The following is a 14,510-nucleotide window of genomic DNA, read 5'->3' as shown; positions in this document are numbered from 1 at the left end:
CCAACTGGCATATGGTTATTTAGACGCATATGTCCTTTTTGCTACCATCGACGCACAGAGCGTTAAGCGCCATCCACCAGGAAACCAGCCCGATGAGCCAAGCCTTCAACGTTGCCGAACTGGCAGCGGCCTATGCCAACAAATCCCCCCAGGACATCCTCAAACTGGCCTTCGAGCACTTCGGTGACGAACTGTGGATTTCCTTCAGTGGTGCCGAGGACGTGGTGCTGGTCGACATGGCCTGGAAGCTCAACAAGAACGTCAAGGTATTCAGCCTGGATACCGGCCGCCTGCACCCGGAAACCTACCGGTTCATCGAGCATGTGCGTGAACACTACGGCATCGCCATCGACGTGCTCAGCCCGGATCCCCAGCGCCTGGAAGCCCTGGTGCGCGAGAAAGGCCTGTTCAGCTTCTACAAGGACGGCCATGGCGAGTGCTGCGGCATCCGCAAGATCGAGCCGCTCAAGCGCAAACTGGCCACCGTCAAGGCCTGGGCCACCGGTCAGCGCCGCGACCAGAGCCCCGGCACCCGCAGCCAGGTGGCCGCGCTGGAGCTGGACGCCGCCTTCTCCACGCCCGACAAGCCGCTGTACAAGTTCAACCCGCTGGCGCAGATGAGCAGCGAGGAGGTTTGGGCCTATATCCGCATGCTCGAGCTGCCCTACAACAGCCTGCACGAGCGCGGCTATATCAGCATCGGTTGCGAGCCCTGCACCCGCCCGGTCCTGCCCAACCAGCACGAGCGCGAAGGCCGCTGGTGGTGGGAAGAGGAAACCCAGAAGGAATGCGGCCTGCACGCCGGCAATGTGATTGCCAGGGCCTGACCGGCTCGACCGATCGCAGGCTCCAATGAAAAAGCCCGGCACTGGCCGGGCTTTTTCGTTCTGGACGCCACTCAGTAGGTCGGCAGCTCGACGCCGTCGAACAACTCTTCCAGCTCGGCCTTGGTGTGGCACTGCACGGCCTTGGCCATCATGTCGCGGGTCAGGTGGGGAGCGAACTTCTCGATGAAATCGCACATGAAGCCGCGGAGGAAGGTGCCGCGGCGGAAACCGATCTTGGTCACGCTGGACTCGAACAGGTCGCTGGCATCCAGGACCACCAGGTCGCTGTCGAGCTTAGGGTCGACCGCCATGCGCGCCACGATGCCGACCCCCAGGCCCAGGCGGACATAGGTCTTGATCACGTCGGCATCGGCCGCGGTAAACACTACCTTGGGCGTCAGCCCACGGTGGCTGAAGGCTTCGTCGAGCTTGGAGCGGCCGGTGAAGCCGAATACATAGGTGACGATCGGGTATTCGGCCAGGGCCTCCAGCGACAGCTTCGGCAACTTGGTCAGCGGATGCCCCTGCGGCACCACCACGCAGCGGTTCCAGCGGTAGCACGGCATCATCACCAGGTCACCGAACAGCTCCAGCGCTTCGGTGGCGATGGCGAAGTCGACGGTGCCGTCTGCCGCCATTTCGGCGATCTGCATCGGGGTGCCCTGGTGCATGTGCAAGGCGACGTCCGGATACTGCTTGATGAAGCTGCTGATCACTGGCGGCAGGGCATAGCGCGCCTGGGTGTGGGTGGTGGCGATCGACAGCGTGCCCTTCTTCTCGTTGGAGAACTCCTGGGCGATCTGCTTGATGCTCTCCACCTTGCGCAGAATCTCACCGGCGGTGGTGATGATGCGCTCGCCGGCCGGGGTCACCCGGGTCAGGTGCTTGCCGCTGCGGGCGAACACCTCGACCCCCAGCTCGTCCTCCAGCAGGCGAATCTGTTTGCTGATGCCGGGCTGCGAGGTGTACAGGCTCTGCGCGGTCGCGGAAACGTTGAGATCGTGGTGCGCCACTTCCCAGATATAGCGCAGTTGCTGGAGCTTCATAGATATCCCTCTAAAGCAGATAGACGCCGCCTGAATGTGCCAGCCGCGTTTTATAACCATATTAATGGTTCAAGGATTAAAACTAGACGATTTTTTTAGTTTTGCATGCCGTTCGTCTAACGCTTACTCATAAGCCACTCATCCGCGGTGCTGCAGCATCGGCACCAGGTACACCGGGATCTCCGACAACTGCAGTACCCGTGCGGCGGTGCGGCCCAGGGCCGTATCGGTGATGGCGCCATGACTGTGACTGCCAACGATCAGTAGATCGACGGCAAGCCTGCGCGCCTCATCGAGAATCACCTGGGAGGGATCGCCCTGGGTCACGCACACATTGCGGATCAGCTCACCGTCGCGCTGCGCATCGCCCAGCTCGTCGCGAAAGCCCTCCAGCACCCGCTGCTCGATGTTCGCCATGACATTGCCCAGGCCCTTGCTGCGCAATTCCTGCAACGTGCTCTCATCCAGGTAGGTCTGCAGCACCGACTCGGCGAACAGGCCCATGGGTTCTACCGCATGCACCACATAGAGCTCGGCCCGCAGCCCGCGCGCCAGAGCCAAGGCATGCTGCAAGACGTAGGGGGCATATAGGCCAAGGTCTGTGGCATAGAGAATGGATCGGATCACATGGCCTCCCGCACTCGCGCTCACGGCCTTTTTTCAAGCTTAGCAGCGTGCCGGCGCGGGCGGGCCCACGAGCCGCCGACGGACAGGCGGATCAGGGCTGCAGCTCATTGCTCACGCCATGGGGCACATGGCCGGTGGCAACCACGTCGCGGGCTTTTTCACAGTGTCCGCTCTGGTCATCGAAGAACACATCGGCGGCAAAGGCCTCGAGAAACGCCGCCTTCTCCAGGCCGCCGAGAAACAGCGACTCGTCCAGGCGGATGTCCCACTCGCGCAGGGTGCGGATCACCCGCTCGTGGGCCGGCGCCGAACGCGCGGTCACCAGCGCCGTACGGATCGGGCACTGCTCTTCGCCGAACTCGCGCTGCAGGTGATTGAGGGCCGCCAGGAAGGGCTTGAACGGCCCACCGCCCAGCGGTTCGCGCGCAGATGCCTTCTCGTGATTCTGGAAGGCCTCCAGGCCGCCCTGCTGATAGACCCGCTCCGACTCATCGGAAAACAGCACGGCATCGCCGTCGAAGGCGATGCGCAACTCGGTGCTGGCCGCTCGCTGCGCGCCACCGGAGAGGATGGTGGCCGCGGCGAAGCCGGCCTCCAGGGCACTGCGCACATCCTCGGCATGGGTCGACAGGAACAGGTGGCAGCCGAAGGCGGCCAGGTAGGGATAGGGGCTGCGCCCACCGACGAAGGCCGCCCGCGAGATGTTCAGACCGTAGTGCTGGATCGAATTGAACACGCGCAGACCGGTATCGGCACTGTTGCGCGACACCAGGATCACCTCGACCCGCGCCTGACCCAGGCGGGAGTTGATATCGAGCAGTTTCTCCACCAGGGGAAAGGCGTCGCCCGGGCCGAGAATCTCTTCTTCATGGTCGATCTGATACTGGCGGTAGGCCGCGACCCCTTCGCTCTCGTAGATGCGATGGCTCTCGCGCAGATCGAACAGGGCTCGCGAGGAAATCGCCAGCACCAGCTTGTCACCCAATCCCTTGCCCATATCGACCTCAGCCTCTCTCCAGAAAGCCCAGCGCCTGATGCAGCATGCGCACCTTCGGCAGCTCGCACCCTGCCGCACTCGCGGCTGCCAGCGGTGCCGCATAAATGGCCTCGAGCTCCAGCGGGCGCTGCAGCGCGAAGTCGTGGTACATGCTCGGCAGATAGTCGGGCATGTCATCGGTGACCGCCAGCAGTTTGTCGGCGTAGCCGGCCGGCAGCGGATGGCCGCAAGCGGCGGCACCCTCGACTACCTCGAGCATGATGGCGTGGATCAGCGCACGGCTCCCGGCATTGCCCATCAGGCGCCGGGTGCCGGCATTGAGCAGCACCGCGAGGCCGTTGTATGGCACGTTCCACACCAGTTTCTGCCAGCGCGCCTGCTGCAGGTCGGCCATCGCCGTGGACTCCAGGCCTGCCGCACGGAACAGCGCGGCGCCCTCCTCGGCAATCGCCTGGCCCAGCGCCTCGCTGCCGCCCGGCCCCGAGTGGTAGCCCAGGTTCACCGCCCCCAGTGCCTGATGCTCGATCACCCCCGGAGCCGCGCGATTTGCACAGATGAAACAGAGCCCGCCGAGCAGGTGCACACTGTTCGGCAGCAAGGGACGCAGGCGCTCCTCCACCGCCAGGCCATTCTGCAGCAGCACGACTCTGGCCCCAGGTGCCACCACCTGGGCGATCGAGGGCGCCAGCTCGGCATTGCTGGTGGTCTTGCTGCCGACCAGCAGCCAGTCGCAGGCGGGCATCTGCTCGACGTTTTGCCAGGCATTTACCCGTGGCAGCTGTAACTTGCCGTGTACAGCACTGTTCACCTGCAGGCCGTGTTCGGCTACCGCGGCATACTCGCTGCGCAGCAGAAAATGCACCTCGAAACCGGCACGAGCCAGCATCAGGCCGTAGAAACCGCCAATCGCACCAGTGCCAATGATGCCGATACGAGGGCGCTTGCAGTCTTGCATCAGGGTAACTCCTCGGGTTCCAGCTGTAGCGCGCGCAGTACAGCCCTGTTGATCTCCGGGCCAGTCAGGCGGCAGTGCAACTCGCCAAAGAACTGACCATCGCGAACCAGGAACAGGCTGGGCAGGCGAAACACCTCGTAGCGCCGCACTAGGCCGCCATTATTGCCGCCATCCACCCAGCACAGCCGCACAACGTCCAGCGCCAGCTGGGGAAGCGCCTGGCGCGCCCAGCGGCAACTGGCACAACCTGTGCTGGTAAATATGAGCAGGGAAGTGCCGTGCAGCTGCAACAAGCGCTGCTCCGCATCGAAGTCGGTCAACTCCAGAGCGGGCACTATACTGTTCATGTGCGATGTCAAATAAGTGGCATCCGGAGTAGTCAAAATGCGTCATTTCTTGCGTCATCCCAGCGACATGCCAGTCGAGCTGGTTCCACGCAGACAGGCGTTCCTACCGCGACAAAGGCTGAACAATATCAGTCTCGGCGGGGTGGCATGCAATTCCAGCAAGGGTTTTCGCAGAGGCACGGCGGTCGAATTGCGCATCCCCTTGCTCGGCGAGCAGGCACGCTACCCCGGCGTTGTCGCCTGGTGCCGCAAGCAGGCCGATGACTATCTGGTCGGCGTTGCCTTCATCGATGAAGACACCCTGTTTCGCGCTCGCATGGTCGAGCAGGTCTGCCAGATCGAGCACTATCGCCACCAACGTGAACTGGAGCTGGGCGAAGCGGTCCCGGTCGAGGCCGTTGCCCGGGAGTGGATCGCCCTGCATGCCGCGGAGTTCTCCAGCGCCAGCCTGGCCTAGGACTTTCGCAGCAGTGCGCGGGTTTTAGCAGCCGCGCCCATTGTCGAGCCCGCCCGTTACGCGCTAAGGTTCCGCTTCCCCGCTGCGCCCATGATTCGCCGTGCCTCTGGCACCCGTGACCTGATGACCCTGACTGATGAATAGCACGATGGCTGATTTACCGATCGACGATCTTAACGTTGCCTCCAACGAAACCCTGATCACTCCGGCGCAGCTCAAGCGCGAAATCCCGCTCACCGCAGCCGCCCAGCACACCGTCGCCCACGGTCGCGAAGTGGTGCGCAATATTCTCGATGGCAAGGACCACCGCCTGTTCGTGGTGGTCGGCCCGTGCTCCATCCACGACATCAAGGCTGCCCACGAATACGCCGAGCGCCTCAAGGCACTGGCTGCGGAAGTCTCGGACAGCCTGTTCCTGATCATGCGCGTTTATTTCGAAAAGCCGCGCACCACGGTCGGCTGGAAAGGTCTGATCAACGATCCCTACCTGGATGACTCGTTCAAGATCCAGGACGGCCTGCACATCGGCCGCCAGCTTCTGCGCGACCTGGCCGAAATGGGCCTGCCGACCGCCACCGAAGCCCTCGACCCGATCTCCCCGCAGTACCTGCAGGACCTGATCAGCTGGTCGGCCATCGGCGCCCGCACCACCGAATCGCAGACCCACCGCGAGATGGCCTCCGGTCTGTCCTCCGCAGTTGGTTTCAAGAACGGTACCGACGGCGGCCTGACCGTGGCAATCAACGCGCTGCAGTCGGTGTCCAGCCCGCACCGTTTCCTCGGCATCAACCAGGAAGGCGGCGTCTCCATCGTCACCACCAAGGGCAATGCCTACGGCCACGTGGTGCTGCGCGGCGGCAACGGCAAGCCGAACTACGACTCGGTCAGCGTCGCCATCTGCGAGCAGGAACTGGCCAAGGCCAAGATCAAGCCCAACATCATGGTCGACTGTAGCCATGCCAACTCCAACAAGGACCCGGCCCTGCAGCCACTGGTGATGGAGAACGTGGCCAACCAGATTCTCGAGGGCAACCAGTCGATCGTCGGCCTGATGGTGGAAAGCCACCTGGGCTGGGGCAGCCAGTCGATCCCGAAGAACCTCTGCGACCTCAAGTACGGGGTTTCCATCACCGATGCCTGCATCGACTGGGAGACCACCGAGAAGACCCTGCGCAGCATGCACGCCAAGCTCAAGGATGTGCTGCCGAAACGCCAGCGCGGCTGAACCCAGCCGCAATGAAAACGCCGGGCAGATGCCCGGCGTTTTCATTGGTGCGGCCGATTAGTGGTTGCGCTGGCGGCGTTCGAGGTAGCGCTCGACGTACGAGCAGGACGGAATCACCGTGTAGCCCATGCTGTGCGCATACTCCAGGGCCTGCTCGGTGAGCGCCGCGGCGATACCGCGGCCACGCAGGGGGTTCGGCACAAAGGTACGGTAGATATCCAGGGTCTGCTTGCCCAGATCCATATAGGCCAGATATGCCCGATGACCATCGATGACGGCTTCAAACTGATGGCCAGCCTGATCATGGTGGATGGACAACCCTTCGCTCATTTCTACTCCTCTAGGGTTCTAGAACAGAACCCTTACCTTATCGATCTTTTCCAGGCTGAGAAACATCTCTGCCGAACCACTGCCAAACTGGACACTCAGGAAAGCCTTGCCGTTCGCTACCTTGTGCAGGATGCCCTGATAGTAGGTTCCATCATAGGTAATGAACTGTAGTCGCTTGCCGGCGTGCTCGGGCAGGCTGGCGACCGTGACGAAATCATACTGCGGCGAACGCATTGCCTGCTCGGTTTCTGGCGCCCGCACCAGCTCATCGACTTCCGGAACGGGAGCCGCATCTGGGTCCACCCAGGTAAAGGCCAGGTTTTGCACGGCCTGCTGGTTGATCAGCAACACCGGCCGCAGCATGGCCACCACATCCTTGGCCTCGAAGAACTGCAGGCCATCCCACGCCATGCCTTCGCTGGGCGCCAACTCCAGGCGCAGAGCCTGGGGATCTTTATAGTAGCCGCCCAGCGCTTCGAGCAACTGCGGATCCAGCGCGATGCGCTGCGCGCGCAACGACCGGTCGAGCTGGTCCAGCGTGGTCTGCAGGTAGGCTTGCGCATCCTGTCCGAGCTTGCCGGCACAGTAGCCCTGCACTTTACGCAGATACTGGTTGTCGTTGAGCTCCACCGTCACCCCGGACAGGCGTGGCGGGTTGACTCGCAGATCCCCGGGTTTTTCCGACATGTTGGCCAGGGCGAAGCTGACCCGATACTCGCCCATGTCACGGGTATCGGCGGTCAGGTTGAATGTCAGGTTCTGCGCGCCGGGCTGATACAGGTAGGAAAACTGCGCATCCGTCTCCAGGGTGCGGTAGCCCATCTCCAGCAAGTCATCGGTACCGATGACACGGGTGTTGCCGCAGGCCACTTGCGACCAGGCGTCATACAGGGACGGCTCGTCCGCCTGCTGGTTCAGCTGCGCCATGAGCGGCCCGTGCACATCCAGCTGCAGGCCCTTGATGTTGACTGCCATCTGCTCGGGGAACTTGCCTTCGGCCAGGCGCTCCTTGAAACGCAGCAAGTCCATCAGCCCCTTGAACTTCAACTCGGCATGTTCGATGCGGAACTGATCATTCAGCAGCGGCACCTGCACCTTGATCCCGCTGACCCCGACACGCCCATCGAAGGAGGAGGTAATCCCCGCGTAACTCACGTTCATGAACGGCGAGAGTTGCTCGACGGCATCGTTCATGATCGAGCGCACGGACAACCACAGCGACGCCTTGATAAGTAGCGCAATTGCCAGAATGCCCAACACGGCCCATTTAACAAGTTTCGACATACCCACATCCTTGAAGTATCGCGGGGCAACATCCGCCCCGAAAGCCAGCCCGGATGCTATCAGGCCGGCTGCCTGCCAGCCACGCCCGTGCACACTTTTGCGGCACTGGCGAGCCGCCGCTAATCGTCAGATCTGTATGTTTTTTAAACAGAAATTAATCTGCACGGGGCTCAAGTGAAAAAAAAACGCCACGCTTGCGCAAGGTCAGTTTACTTACTACAGGTAATGGGTACTATGTAGCCCGGCTAATTTCCCAGTGTTGGGAAATTGCTTTTATGGAAAGTCCACCTTAAGGGGAACACGATGAACAACGTTCTGAAATTCTCTGCTCTGACTCTGGCAGCAGTTCTGGCTACCGGTTGCAGCAGCATGTCCAAAGAAACCGAAGCCCGTCTGACCGCTACCGAAGACGCCGCTGCCCGCGCTCAAGCTCGTGCTGACGAAGCTTACCGCAAGGCCGACGACGCTCTGGCCGCTGCTCAGAAGGCTCAGCTGACCGCTGACGAAGCCAACGAGCGCGCTCTGCGTATGCTGGAAAAAGCCAGCCGCAAGTAATTCTTGCCAAGGCTTTAAAAGCCGACCTGGTTTCAGGTCGGCTTTTTTATTGCCTGCAGTTTTTACAGGCGACAAAAAACCCGTCGGGCGCATGGCGCCGGACGGGTTGTTTGCAGCCCGGTCAGCTGTGCATCAGAGCTCTACGGGAGCAGCGCCGGTGCTGGCCACGGCGCCCTGCTGCGGCTCGGCGATCTCGATGGGCATGCCGTCCTCGGCCGCCACCACCTCGCGCACCACTTCCCAGTCCAGATGCATCTGGCCGGCCATGTCGTCGCGCTTGAGCAGCGCATTGATCACAGCGGTGTGCTTGTCGACCACCGAAGGCTCGCCATGATCATCCAGCGGTGCATGGGCCTCGAGATAGACCTTGCCGTTGCTCACGCCGAACTTGTACGGCTCGTTGACGATACGCACCGAAGTGCCCACCGGCGCCATCTTGGCCAGTTCCAGCACGTTGTGGTTGAGCATGCGGAAGCAGCCGTGACTGACCCGCATGCCGATGCCGAACTTCTTGTTCGAACCGTGGATCAGGTAGCCCGGGGTGCCCAGGGTGAACTTGAACGGCCCCAGTGGATTGTTCGGCCCTGGCGGTACGTAGGTCGGCAGCGGATCGCCATCGGCGGCATGCTCGGCGCGGATCGAAGCAGGCGGCGACCAGCCCGGATTCGGCGTCTTGGCGGTGATGGTGGTGTGCGCGATGGGCGAGCCCCAGCCTTCGCGACCGATCCCCAGCGGGAAGGTGTGCACCACATTCTGCCCCTTCGGGAAGTAGTACATGCGGTACTCGGCGAGGTTGATGACGATGCCTTCGCGCGGGCCGGGCGGCAGGATGAAGCGAGTCGGCAGGACGATTTCGGCGCCCTCGCCCGGCAACCAGGGATCGACGCCCGGGTTGGCCACCACCATCTCCAGGTAGCCCAGGTCGTTGGCCACACCGATATCGGCGAAGGTGTCTTCGTACTTGGCCTTGATCACCTGCACCTGGCCGACGATGTCGTCACCGGGAGCGGGAAGAGGCAGCTCCAGGGCTGCTACGGGCCCCGCCGCACAGAGGCTGGCGAGAGTCAGGGAGCGGGCGACGGCTGGAACGCGCGACAACATCCGGAAATCCTTGGCTTGAATGGTTGATAGGTAGGCTCGGAATTGTACACCCGTGCCGCGCCCACAGGGAGGGCTCAGGCGTCCGGCCAGACGGACCGCTCGCCACGCCGCTGCGCCTGCAGCACGGCCTTACAGGCCTGGCACAGGCGCTTGTCGCGCATACTGGCCTGCTTCACCGCACGCATCACCGGCAAGGCCGGGAGCAGGCCGCCGCACAGCGTGCGGTCGGCGAAACCGTGCAGTTCCAGCTGCCGGGCGACCAGGTGCACGCGCGCTTCGCGGCAGGCGAACAGGTCGAGCTGTTCGTCCGGCACGATCAGTTGGTAGGCATGCAGGGACCAGGCAGGGCGCGGCATGGGGTGCTCCGAAAGAGGGCCGCCAAGATAGCCGAAAGGCTGCAGGCGGGGAAGGCTCAGAGCATGGGATGCAGGATTGGCCAGACGTTATCCAGCAAACGCGCCTGGGCCGCCTGGGTCGGGTGGATGCCGTCGGCCTGCACCATGTCGGCCACGCCGCCGACGCCCTGCAGGAAGAACGGCACCAGGGGCACCTGCTTCTGCTCCGCCAGTTGAACATAGACCTCGGCAAAGGCACGGGTGTAGCGCTGGCCATAGTTCGGCGGCAACTGCATGCCGAGCAGCAGCACCTTGGCGCCGGCCTCGCGGGAGCGATCGATCATCGCCGCAAGATTCTGTTGCAATTGCGCCGGTGCCTGGCCGCGCAGGCCGTCGTTGCCGCCCAGTTCGATGATCACCAGCTCCGGGCGATGCTGCGCAAGCAGCGCGGGCAGCCGCGCCAGGCCGCCGGCACTGGTGTCGCCACTGATCGAGGCATTGATCACCGGCCGGCCGAAACCACCCTCGGCCAGGCGCTTTTCCAGCAGTGCGACCCAGCCCACGCGGGTATCCAGGCCAAAAGCGGCGCTGATACTATCGCCGACGACCAGCACGTTGCCGGCCAGCGCGCCCTGAGCCCACATCAGTAGTGCCACGGCACCGCCTACCCACCACGCACGCATCGGATTCTCCATGAGCGCAAGCATTCTCACTGCGCGGTACCTTAGCAAAGTGGTTCCCAGCACGGAAGGCGCGCTGAGCATCCTCCACGACCTCAGTTTCGAGCTCAACGCCGGCGACAGCCTGGCGATAGTCGGCAGCTCCGGCTCGGGCAAATCCACCCTGCTCGGCCTGCTGGCCGGCCTGGACCTGCCCAGCAGCGGCGACGTGCAGCTGGCCGGGCATACCCTCACCGCCCTCGACGAGGACCAGCGCGCCCGCGTGCGCGCCGAGCACGTCGGCTTCGTGTTCCAGTCCTTCCAGCTGCTCGACAATCTCAATGCCCTGGAAAACGTCATGCTGCCGCTGGAGCTGGACGGCCGCCGCGATGCCCGCCAACGGGCCCGCGAGCTGCTCGAGCGGGTCGGCCTCGGCCAACGCCTGAGCCATACCCCGCGCCAGCTTTCCGGTGGCGAGCAGCAACGCGTCGCCATTGCCCGCGCCTTCGCCGCCGAGCCGGCGGTGCTGTTCGCCGACGAACCCACCGGCAACCTCGACAGCCATACCGGCGAACGGATCAGCGACCTGCTGTTCGAGCTGAACCAGGAGCGCGGCACCACCCTGGTCCTGGTCACCCATGACGAACGCCTGGCCCACCGCTGCCGCCGCCTGATTCGCCTGGAAGGCGGCCTGCGGGTCGACAACCTGGAGCCTTGATGCGCGCCCTGCCGCTAACCCGCCGCCTCTCCCTGGCGACCCGCCAGCTGCGCCGGGACGCCCGCGCCGGCGAACTGCGCGTGCTGTTCTTCGCCCTGCTGGTGGCCGTGGCCGCCAGCACCGCCATCGGCTATTTCAGTGCGCGGCTGAATGCCGCCATGCTGCTGCGCGCCACCGAGTTCCTCGGCGCCGACCTGGTCCTGTCCGGCAGCGCACCGGCCGGCGCCGATCAGCTCGCCAGCGGCCGCCAGCTGGGCTTGGAACACGTCCAGGTGGTCGAATTCAGCAGCGTGATCGCCACCGACGCCGGCATCCAGCTGGCCAGCGTCAAGGCGGCCGGCAGCGGCTACCCCCTGCGCGGCGAGCTGAAGAGTGCGCCCGCCCCCTACCAGGCCGAGCAACCCGGCAGCGGTCCCGGCCCCGGCGAGGCCTGGGCCGAGGCACGCCTGTTCGCCGCACTCGACCTGCGGATCGGCCAGCCGATCGAAGTCGGCAACCTGCAGCTGCGCCTGACCCGGGTCCTGACCTACGAACCGGATCGCGCGGGCGACTTCTACAGCCTGACCCCGCGCGTCCTCATACACCTCGACGACCTGGCAGCCACCGGCGTGGTCCAGCCCGGCAGCCGGGTGCGCTACCGCGAGCTGTGGCGCGGCGACGGCCAGGCCCTGAGTCGCTACCGCAGCAGCGTCAAGCCGACCCTGGCCGCGCACCAGCGCCTGGAAGACGCCCGCTCCGGCAATCGCCAGATCGGCGGCGCCCTCGGCCGCGCAGAGCGCTACCTGAACCTGGCCAGCCTGGCCGCCGTGCTGCTCTCCGGGGTGGCGGTGGCGCTTTCGGCAGCACGCTTCGCCGCCCGCCGCTTCGACAACAGCGCCCTGCTGCGCTGCCTGGGTCTTTCGCGCCGCGAGGCGCTGAGCCTGTTCGCCCTGCAGTTGGCCATGCTCGGCCTGCTGGCCAGCGTACTGGGCGCCCTGCTCGGCTGGGCCGGCCAACTGATCCTGTTCAAGCTGCTGCACGGCCTGCTCCCCTCCGGCGTGCCTGCCGGCAACCTCTGGCCGGCACTGGCCGGGATCGCCACCGGCCTGGTGGCCCTGGCCGGCTTCGCCCTGCCGCCGCTGGCCGCACTGGGCCGCGTACCGCCGCTGCGGGTATTGCGCCGCGACCTGCTGCCGGTGCCGCCCAGCTCCTGGCTGGTCTACGGCGCCGCCCTGCTGGCCCTGGGGCTGATCATGTGGCGGCTGAGCCTGGATCTGGCCCTGACCCTGGCCCTGCTCGGTGGCGGCCTGCTGGCCACCCTGCTGCTCGGCGGCCTGCTGCTCCTCGGGCTGCGCAGCCTGCGTCACCTGCTGGCACGCGCCGCGCTGCCCTGGCGCCTGGGCCTGGGCCAACTGCTGCGCCACCCGCTGGCCGCTGCCGGGCAGGCGCTGGCGTTCGGCCTGATCCTCCTGGCCATGGCCCTGATCGGCCTGCTGCGGGGCGAACTGCTCGACACCTGGCAGGACCAGCTGCCGGAAAAGGCCCCCAACCACTTCGCCCTGAATATCCTGCCGGCCGAGCAACAGGCCTTTGCCGCGCGCCTCGCCGCATTGTCGCCACAGCCGGCGCCGCTCTATCCGATAGTCGCCGGGCGCCTGACCCTGATCAATGGCCAGCCGGTGAAACGGATCGTCAGCAAGGACAGCGCCGGCGACCGGGCGGTGCGCCGCGACCTCAGCCTGACCTGGTCCAGCGAGTTGCCGGCAGGCAACGAGCTGCAGGCCGGCCAGTGGTGGCAAGCGCAGCCGCGCGACGCGCTGCCCGGCGTCTCGGTGGAGGCCGAACTGGCCGAGAGCCTGCACCTGCAGCTGGACGACGTGCTGACCTTCAGCGTCGGCGGGCTGGAGCGCCAGGCCCGTGTCAGCAGCCTGCGCAAGGTGCAGTGGGACAGTTTCCAGCCGAACTTCTACATGATCTTCGCGCCCGGCACCCTGCAGGATCTGCCGGCGACCTACCTGACCAGCTTCTACCTGCCGCCCAACAGCGAGCGCCAGCTGGTCGAGCTGGCGCGGGCCTTCCCGGCGGTGACCCTGCTGCAGGTCGAGGCCCTGCTGGCCCAGCTGCGCAGCATCCTCGCCCAGGTCACCCTGGCCGTGGAGTACGTGCTGCTGTTCGTCCTGGCTGCCGGCCTGAGCGTGCTGTTCGCCGGCCTGCAGGCGACCCTGGATGAGCGCATCCGCCAGGGCGCGCTCTTGCGTGCCCTCGGCGCCGAGCGACGCCTGCTGCTGGCCGCGCGACGCAGCGAGTTCGGCCTGCTCGGCGCCGCCAGTGGCGTGCTGGCGGCCATCGGCTGCGAGCTGGTGAGCTTCTTGCTGTACCGCTTCGCCCTCGATCTGCCGTGGCAGCCGCATCCCTGGCTATTGCTGTTGCCGCTGATCGGTGCGCTGCTGGTGGGGGGCGCCGGCCTGCTCGGCACCCGCCGCGCGCTGAATGCCAGCCCGCTGGCCGTGCTGCGCGAGGCCTGAGCTTGGTAAACTCGCGCCTTCTTTCCGATACCCGAGCACCATGAGCCGTTATCGTCCGCCCCGCTCCGCCGGCACCCCGCTGATCACCCCCGAAGGCGAGGCCCGCCTGCGCGCCGAGCTGCACGAACTCTGGCATGTCCGCCGCCCGCAGGTGACCCAGTCGGTCAGCGAGGCCGCCGCCCAGGGCGATCGTTCGGAAAATGCCGAGTACACCTACGGCAAGAAGATGCTGCGCGAAATCGACAGCCGCGTGCGCTTTCTCACCAAGCGCCTGGAAAGCCTGAAGGTGGTCGACAGCCGCCCAGCCGATCCGCACAAGGTGTATTTCGGCGCCTGGGTGACCCTGGAAGACGAGGACGGTGAGGAAACCCGCTATCGCATCGTCGGCCCCGATGAGCTGGACCTACGGCTCGGCCTGATCAGCATCGACTCGCCGCTGGCCCGGGCCCTGGTGGGCAAGGCCCTCGACGCCGAAGTGCGGGTGCAGGCGCCGGGTGGCGAGCAGACCTTTTACATCACCGCCATCGACTACCCTTAGAATCG

General features: G+C 65.0%; 17 protein-coding genes. 7 read left to right on the top strand and 10 right to left on the bottom strand.

Features of this window, described 5'->3' with window-relative positions:
• Positions 1 to 92: 92 nt before the first annotated feature.
• Entirely contained in the window at positions 93 to 827 is a 735-nt protein-coding gene (locus GV001_RS12745; protein ID WP_218583025.1) for a phosphoadenylyl-sulfate reductase, read from the top strand.
• 71 nt (positions 828 to 898) lie between these two features.
• Here the strand turns inward: GV001_RS12745 and cysB are convergent, their stop codons facing one another.
• The 5 genes from cysB to GV001_RS12720 all read right to left on the bottom strand — a co-directional run bounded on the left by cysB (position 899) and on the right by GV001_RS12720 (position 4,799).
• Complete coding sequence (gene cysB, locus GV001_RS12740) at positions 899 to 1,873, bottom strand: HTH-type transcriptional regulator CysB (protein ID WP_160080376.1); 975 nt, start codon at positions 1,871 to 1,873, stop codon at positions 899 to 901.
• 138 nt (positions 1,874 to 2,011) lie between these two features.
• Positions 2,012 to 2,500, bottom strand: coding sequence for a universal stress protein (locus GV001_RS12735; protein ID WP_160080367.1), 489 nt, complete (start codon positions 2,498 to 2,500; stop codon positions 2,012 to 2,014).
• Positions 2,501 to 2,591: 91 nt separating this feature from the next.
• Positions 2,592 to 3,497 (bottom strand): 5'-nucleotidase, encoded by a 906-nt coding sequence (locus tag GV001_RS12730; protein ID WP_160080365.1) that lies wholly within the window; start codon positions 3,495 to 3,497, stop codon positions 2,592 to 2,594.
• 7 nt (positions 3,498 to 3,504) lie between these two features.
• Entirely contained in the window at positions 3,505 to 4,452 is a 948-nt protein-coding gene (locus GV001_RS12725; RefSeq protein WP_160080363.1) for a putative 2-dehydropantoate 2-reductase, read from the bottom strand.
• Positions 4,452 to 4,799, bottom strand: coding sequence for a co-chaperone YbbN (locus GV001_RS12720; protein WP_160083332.1), 348 nt, complete (start codon positions 4,797 to 4,799; stop codon positions 4,452 to 4,454). The genes GV001_RS12725 and GV001_RS12720 overlap by 1 nt, the downstream gene beginning before the upstream one ends.
• A 37-nt stretch (positions 4,800 to 4,836) precedes the next feature.
• On the opposite strand from GV001_RS12720, the gene GV001_RS12715 reads away from it, so the two are divergent.
• Positions 4,837 to 5,256, top strand: a complete 420-nt coding sequence (locus tag GV001_RS12715) for a PilZ domain-containing protein (RefSeq protein WP_160080361.1) — start codon at positions 4,837 to 4,839, stop codon at positions 5,254 to 5,256.
• A gap of 148 nt (positions 5,257 to 5,404) precedes the next feature.
• Positions 5,405 to 6,481, top strand: a complete 1,077-nt coding sequence (locus GV001_RS12710) for a 3-deoxy-7-phosphoheptulonate synthase (protein ID WP_160080359.1) — start codon at positions 5,405 to 5,407, stop codon at positions 6,479 to 6,481.
• Positions 6,482 to 6,538: 57 nt separating this feature from the next.
• Here the strand turns inward: GV001_RS12710 and GV001_RS12705 are convergent, their stop codons facing one another.
• A complete protein-coding gene (locus GV001_RS12705; RefSeq protein WP_160080357.1) occupies positions 6,539 to 6,811 on the bottom strand; it encodes a GNAT family N-acetyltransferase in 273 nt (90 codons plus the stop codon).
• Positions 6,812 to 6,829: 18 nt separating this feature from the next.
• On the bottom strand, positions 6,830 to 8,095 hold the full coding sequence (locus tag GV001_RS12700) for a hypothetical protein (RefSeq protein ID WP_160080355.1): 1,266 nt from the start codon (positions 8,093 to 8,095) through the stop codon (positions 6,830 to 6,832).
• A gap of 303 nt (positions 8,096 to 8,398) precedes the next feature.
• Between GV001_RS12700 and GV001_RS12695 the strand changes: the two genes are divergently transcribed.
• The gene (locus tag GV001_RS12695; RefSeq protein ID WP_160080353.1) at positions 8,399 to 8,650 is read left to right on the top strand and encodes an Lpp/OprI family alanine-zipper lipoprotein; all 252 of its coding nucleotides are present in this window, start codon (positions 8,399 to 8,401) and stop codon (positions 8,648 to 8,650) included.
• Between the two features lie 132 nt (positions 8,651 to 8,782).
• On the opposite strand, the gene GV001_RS12690 is transcribed toward GV001_RS12695, so the two are convergent.
• The 3 genes from GV001_RS12690 to GV001_RS12680 form a co-directional block, all read right to left on the bottom strand.
• Entirely contained in the window at positions 8,783 to 9,751 is a 969-nt protein-coding gene (locus GV001_RS12690; protein ID WP_160080351.1) for a L,D-transpeptidase family protein, read from the bottom strand.
• Between the two features lie 74 nt (positions 9,752 to 9,825).
• Positions 9,826 to 10,107, bottom strand: a complete 282-nt coding sequence (locus tag GV001_RS12685) for a hypothetical protein (RefSeq protein ID WP_160080349.1) — start codon at positions 10,105 to 10,107, stop codon at positions 9,826 to 9,828.
• 56 nt (positions 10,108 to 10,163) lie between these two features.
• Positions 10,164 to 10,769: an arylesterase gene (locus GV001_RS12680; RefSeq protein WP_160080347.1), complete on the bottom strand. Its 606-nt coding sequence runs from the start codon at positions 10,767 to 10,769 to the stop codon at positions 10,164 to 10,166.
• Positions 10,770 to 10,779: 10 nt separating this feature from the next.
• Here GV001_RS12680 and GV001_RS12675 point away from each other — a divergent pair, with 10 nt between their 5' ends.
• Genes GV001_RS12675 through greB form a run of 3 tightly spaced genes read left to right on the top strand, consistent with a single transcriptional unit; the run spans position 10,780 to position 14,505 of the window.
• Entirely contained in the window at positions 10,780 to 11,463 is a 684-nt protein-coding gene (locus GV001_RS12675; protein WP_160080345.1) for an ABC transporter ATP-binding protein, read from the top strand.
• Positions 11,463 to 13,967 carry an ABC transporter permease gene (locus GV001_RS12670; protein WP_160080343.1) on the top strand — a complete coding sequence of 835 codons (2,505 nt, stop codon included), beginning with the start codon at positions 11,463 to 11,465 and terminating at the stop codon, positions 13,965 to 13,967. Before GV001_RS12675 ends, GV001_RS12670 begins: the two co-directional genes overlap by 1 nt.
• A 40-nt stretch (positions 13,968 to 14,007) precedes the next feature.
• Positions 14,008 to 14,505: a transcription elongation factor GreB gene (gene greB / locus GV001_RS12665; protein WP_160080341.1), complete on the top strand. Its 498-nt coding sequence runs from the start codon at positions 14,008 to 14,010 to the stop codon at positions 14,503 to 14,505.
• Positions 14,506 to 14,510: the final 5 nt, after the last annotated feature.

It is taken from the genome of Pseudomonas sp. 8AS (genome assembly GCF_902506505.1).
Lineage (GTDB): Bacteria > Pseudomonadota > Gammaproteobacteria > Pseudomonadales > Pseudomonadaceae > Aquipseudomonas.
This window is presented reverse-complemented; position numbering and strand designations above follow the sequence as displayed.

What these genes read in the sequence shown, in the direction of transcription:
- GV001_RS12745 (WP_218583025.1), top strand. Translation starts at nt 93, where the DNA reads ATGAGCCAAGCCTTCAACGTTGCCGAACTGGCAGCGGCCTATGCCAAC.
- cysB (WP_160080376.1), bottom strand. Translation starts at nt 1,873, where the DNA reads ATGAAGCTCCAGCAACTGCGCTATATCTGGGAAGTGGCGCACCACGAT.
- GV001_RS12730 (WP_160080365.1), bottom strand. Translation starts at nt 3,497, where the DNA reads ATGGGCAAGGGATTGGGTGACAAGCTGGTGCTGGCGATTTCCTCGCGA.
- GV001_RS12725 (WP_160080363.1), bottom strand. Translation starts at nt 4,452, where the DNA reads ATGCAAGACTGCAAGCGCCCTCGTATCGGCATCATTGGCACTGGTGCG.
- GV001_RS12720 (WP_160083332.1), bottom strand. Translation starts at nt 4,799, where the DNA reads ATGAACAGTATAGTGCCCGCTCTGGAGTTGACCGACTTCGATGCGGAG.
- GV001_RS12715 (WP_160080361.1), top strand. Translation starts at nt 4,837, where the DNA reads ATGCGTCATTTCTTGCGTCATCCCAGCGACATGCCAGTCGAGCTGGTT.
- GV001_RS12710 (WP_160080359.1), top strand. Translation starts at nt 5,405, where the DNA reads ATGGCTGATTTACCGATCGACGATCTTAACGTTGCCTCCAACGAAACC.
- GV001_RS12705 (WP_160080357.1), bottom strand. Translation starts at nt 6,811, where the DNA reads ATGAGCGAAGGGTTGTCCATCCACCATGATCAGGCTGGCCATCAGTTT.
- GV001_RS12700 (WP_160080355.1), bottom strand. Translation starts at nt 8,095, where the DNA reads ATGTCGAAACTTGTTAAATGGGCCGTGTTGGGCATTCTGGCAATTGCG.
- GV001_RS12695 (WP_160080353.1), top strand. Translation starts at nt 8,399, where the DNA reads ATGAACAACGTTCTGAAATTCTCTGCTCTGACTCTGGCAGCAGTTCTG.
- GV001_RS12690 (WP_160080351.1), bottom strand. Translation starts at nt 9,751, where the DNA reads ATGTTGTCGCGCGTTCCAGCCGTCGCCCGCTCCCTGACTCTCGCCAGC.
- GV001_RS12685 (WP_160080349.1), bottom strand. Translation starts at nt 10,107, where the DNA reads ATGCCGCGCCCTGCCTGGTCCCTGCATGCCTACCAACTGATCGTGCCG.
- GV001_RS12680 (WP_160080347.1), bottom strand. Translation starts at nt 10,769, where the DNA reads ATGCGTGCGTGGTGGGTAGGCGGTGCCGTGGCACTACTGATGTGGGCT.
- GV001_RS12675 (WP_160080345.1), top strand. Translation starts at nt 10,780, where the DNA reads ATGAGCGCAAGCATTCTCACTGCGCGGTACCTTAGCAAAGTGGTTCCC.
- GV001_RS12670 (WP_160080343.1), top strand. Translation starts at nt 11,463, where the DNA reads ATGCGCGCCCTGCCGCTAACCCGCCGCCTCTCCCTGGCGACCCGCCAG.
- greB (WP_160080341.1), top strand. Translation starts at nt 14,008, where the DNA reads ATGAGCCGTTATCGTCCGCCCCGCTCCGCCGGCACCCCGCTGATCACC.